Genomic DNA, 2,922 nt, shown 5'->3' with positions numbered 1-2,922 from the left:
GCTCGACAGCTGCTACGGGCAGAATGGCTGGATGAATACATAAAAATCAATCAAGCAAAGGGGTGTCGATATGCGTCTGGTGAAAAAGCTTCTCCCGCTGGCCTTGGCGGCGTTGTTCAGCAGCGCGGGCCACGCCGCGCAGACGGTCAGTGTGTACAACTGGACCGACTACATCGGTGAGACCACCTTGGCCGACTTCCAGGCCAAGACCGGGATCAAGGTGATCTACGACGTGTTCGACTCCAATGAAACCCTGGAGGGCAAGCTGCTTGCCGGCCGTACCGGCTACGACGTGGTGGTGCCGTCCAACCACTTCCTGGCGCGCCAGGTAAAGGCCGGCGCGTTCCTCAAGCTGGACCGTTCGCAGCTGCCCAACTTCAAGAACCTCGACCCCAAGCTGCTCAAGCTGCTGGAGAAAAACGACCCGGGCAACGAGCATTCGGTGCCGTACCTGTGGGGCACCAACGGCATCGGCTACAACGTGGACAAGGTCAAGCAGGTGTTGGGCATCGACCATATCGACTCGTGGGCCGTGCTGTTTGAACCGGAGAACATCAAGAAGCTCCACGAGTGCGGCGTCGCGTTCCTCGACTCGGCGGATGAACTGTTCCCGGCGATCCTCAACTACATGGGCAAGGACCCGCGCAGCGAGAATCCCGAAGACTACAAACAGGCCGAGGCCAAGCTGCTGACCCTGCGGCCGTACATCACTTATTTCCATTCCTCCAAGTACATCTCGGACCTGGCCAACGGTGATATCTGCGTCGCCTTCGGTTATTCCGGCGACGTGTTCCAGGCGGCCAACCGTGCCAAGGAAGCCAAGAACGGCGTGAACATCGCCTACTCGATCCCCAAGGAAGGCAGCAACCTGTGGTTCGACCTGCTGGCCATCCCGGCGGACGCCGCCAACCCGAAAGCCGCCCATGCCTTCATCAACTACTTGCTGGACCCTGAAGTGATCGCCAAGGTCAGCGCCAGCGTCGGCTACGCCAACCCGAACCCGGCGGCCAAGGCCTTCATGGCCCCCGAGCTGGTGAACAACCCCGAGATCTACCCGTCCCAGGAAGTGCTCGACAAACTCTACATTTCCACCACCCCGACGCCCGCCGTCATGCGCTTGATGACGCGGTCCTGGAGCAAAGTGAAGACCAACAAATGAACCGTTCCTCCTCCGACCACGCTCGTTCCTATTACCTGGCTTCGGCCAACGCCATGCCCCGGCGCCCAGCGCTGGGGGCTGACCTGACCGCCGATGTGTGTGTGATCGGCGGTGGGTTCACCGGGGTCAATACCGCCATCGAATTGGCCCAGCGTGGGCTATCGGTGATTTTGCTGGAGGCCCGGCGGATTGGCTGGGGCGCCAGCGGGCGCAATGGCGGGCAGCTGATTCGCGGGATTGGGCATGACGTAGCGGGCTTTGCCAGGTACGTGGGGGAGGAGGGCGTGCGTTACCTGCAGCAGGCCGGGATCGATTCGGTGGCGCTGGTGGGGGAGCGGATTCGCGAGCACGGGATTGACTGTGATTTGCGCTGGGGGTTTTGCGAGTTGGCGAATACGCCGGCGCAGTTTGCGGCGTTTCAGGGGGAGCTGGAGAGCCTGGCTGCCTTGGGGTATGCGCCTGAAACACGGTTGGTGGCATCGCAGGATATGGCGCAGGTGGTTGGCTCAGGCTTGTATGCCGGTGGCCTGGTGGACATGGGCTCCGGGCATCTGCACCCGTTGAACCTGGTGCTGGGGGAGGCTGGTGTGGCCGAATCCCTTGGGGTGCGGATCTTTGAAGACAGCCCGGTGCTGGAGTTGATCCATGGCGACACGGTGCAGGTGCGTTGCGCGTCCGGCACCGTGCGCGCCGGTAACCTGGTGCTGGCGTGCAATGCGCATCTGGAGGAATTGGAGCCGAAGTTGAGCGGCAAGGTGCTGCCAGCGGGGAGCTACATCATTGCGACCGAGCCGCTGTCGGTTGGGGTGGCTGATCAGTTGATTCCGCAGAACCTGGCGTTGTGTGATCAGAAAGTGGGGTTGGATTATTACCGCCTTTCGGCGGATCGGCGGTTGTTGTTTGGGGGGGCTTGTCATTATTCGGGGCGTGATCCGGTGGATATCGCGGGGTATATGCGGCCGAAGATGCTCAAGGTTTTTCCGCAGTTGATGGATACGGCGATTGAGTTTCAGTGGGGGGGGAAGATCGGCATCACCGCCAATCGCTTTCCCCAGGTGGGGCGCCTGAAGCAGCATCCGAATGTGTTCTATGCCCAGGGGTATTCGGGGCATGGGTTGAACGTGACTCACTGGTGTGCGCGGTTGTTGGCTGAGGGGATTCAGGCTGGGCAGAGCCGGGGGTTGGATATTTTCAGCCAGGTGCCGCATATGACGTTTCCTGGGGGGAAGGTGTTGCGTTCGCCGCTGCTGGCGTTGGGGATGTTGTGGTATCGGGTTCGGGAGATGGTGGGGTGATTGATTGTGTACATATCCGTTTCTTCGGTAACGGCCACCTAGGGTTTCGCTCTTACAGCGAGTCACTTTGCAAAAAAAGCGGCAAAGTAACCAAAGCGGTCTGCCCCGCCTGTCGGCGCCTCGCCTAGGCTCGGCGTTCCCTCACTCCGGCAGCACGAAGCGGGCCGCCGCGACGGGCCATCCATGGCCCGGCGCGGCTAAACCGGCGTCCTGCCGGTTTACCCGCTGCGCAATACCTGCGTTCGGCCTCGGGCTTATTGGGGCAGTCAGATCAAGATCAAAAGCAAAAGCACGGCGGCCTGAGAGCCGACCTGAGTGTTAAAAGCCAAATCAAAATCCAGAGCGAAAGCAGAGCTGCTTTTCTGTAGGAGCTGGCTTGCCGGCGATGCAGACACCTCGGTGCATCAGACACACCCAGTTGATGCTATCGCCGGCAAGCCAGCTCCTACAGTGGACCGTGCCCGCTTT

Annotated in this window: 2 protein-coding genes; both read left to right on the top strand. The window is 60.9% G+C overall.

Translation table 11 applies throughout. From position 1 onward, the window contains the following. The first annotated feature begins 70 nt into the window (after positions 1–70). Positions 71–1,159 (top strand): polyamine ABC transporter substrate-binding protein, encoded by a 1,089-nt coding sequence (locus tag HX846_RS26060; protein ID WP_003219153.1) that lies wholly within the window; start codon positions 71–73, stop codon positions 1,157–1,159. Further along, a complete protein-coding gene (locus HX846_RS26055) occupies positions 1,156–2,454 on the top strand; it encodes an FAD-binding oxidoreductase (RefSeq protein ID WP_178966371.1) in 1,299 nt (432 codons plus the stop codon). The genes HX846_RS26060 and HX846_RS26055 overlap by 4 nt, the downstream gene beginning before the upstream one ends. The last annotated feature ends 468 nt before the right edge of the window (positions 2,455–2,922 follow it).

This window comes from Pseudomonas sp. K5002 (assembly GCF_013386655.1).
Taxonomy (GTDB): Bacteria; Pseudomonadota; Gammaproteobacteria; order Pseudomonadales; family Pseudomonadaceae; genus Aquipseudomonas.
Note: the sequence above shows the minus strand (reverse complement) of the source record. Positions and strands in the feature narration are given on the sequence as shown.

Coding starts and splice junctions, on each gene's coding strand:
- HX846_RS26055 (WP_178966371.1), top strand. CDS start 1,156: ATGAACCGTTCCTCCTCCGACCACGCTCGTTCCTATTACCTGGCTTCG.
- HX846_RS26060 (WP_003219153.1), top strand. CDS start 71: ATGCGTCTGGTGAAAAAGCTTCTCCCGCTGGCCTTGGCGGCGTTGTTC.